Source organism: Bartonella sp. ML69XJBT (assembly GCF_028618515.1).
Taxonomy (GTDB): domain Bacteria; phylum Pseudomonadota; class Alphaproteobacteria; order Rhizobiales; family Rhizobiaceae; genus Bartonella.
This window is the reverse complement of the sequence record NZ_JAQITB010000133.1, coordinates 1-916: the sequence shown is the minus strand read 5'-3', so window position 1 is coordinate 916 and position 916 is coordinate 1. Positions and strand designations below refer to the sequence as shown.

The 916-nt window shown below is 46.9% G+C and carries 1 protein-coding gene and 1 pseudogene; both read left to right on the top strand.

Annotation, left to right across the window (positions count from 1 at the left end; genetic code table 11):
- Nucleotides 1-212: pseudogene (locus tag PVV68_RS10530) on the top strand (phage tail protein); the annotation flags it as partial.
- 1 nt (nt 213) lies between these two features.
- A partial coding sequence (locus PVV68_RS10525; protein WP_273783053.1) for a DUF4815 domain-containing protein occupies nt 214-916 on the top strand: 703 nt, incomplete at its 3' end.

The window sequence follows — 916 nt, the reverse complement described above, 5'->3', positions numbered from 1 at the left end:
CTGCCCGCACAGATTTTGAAGATGTTGAGGACAAACAAGCCGCCTCTGTTTCCCTTCTCGTTCATGGCACTGTGGCAGAACAGACACCTCCTGGCAAGCTTTGGTGTGAGCCTGATGAACTCAATGGCGGTGTGGAGATACTCAAAACGCCCATTAATATTCCTTTGCGTGCCAATGTTCGCGAACAATTCAAGATTTTATTGAGGTTTTAATATGAAGCATGAAAGTGGTCTACCCTTTGCAATTGACAGATCCGTTAGCAAAGAGGAACAACAAAGCGTTGTCTTTTATGGACAGCGCCCTTTTCTTCAAGCGGGAGAACTGAATGAGGTTCAAACCATTATAAGGGGACGCCATGACCGTTTGGGGCGCCTTGTGGCAAAAGAAGGAGACCGCGTGGAACGGGCTGATGCTTTTGTCAATAAAGACACGAGGACCGTCACGTTGACAGATGGCAAGATTTATATCGCTGGCGATATTTTCCCCGTTGCAGAAGCTGTACTCAATAATGTTGCCATGATTGGACGTGTGGAAATTGGTGTAAAGCTGCAAAAAAAATGGATAACACACGAAGATGATCCAGAGCTGTTGGGGCAAGTGCCTGGCACCTTGGCAGAAGGAGAAGGAGGTGGCGCACGCGAAACAGCAAAGCTTGTTTGGGCACTGAAAGAAGATGCGCAAAGTGGCACTTTCTTTCCGGTCTATATTTTGCAAGATGGTGTTCTGATTGATCAAAAATCCCCCTCATTGCTTGAACCCGCTATGCAAGCTATTGCGACATATGACAGAGCCCATGGGCATTATATCGTGAGTGGTTGCCGTGTAAGCGCATTGGGACCAAACAACGGTTGCCAAGTCTTTAGTATTCAAGAAGGAGAAGCCAATATCAATGGCTTTAAACGCAAACGCTTAGCCG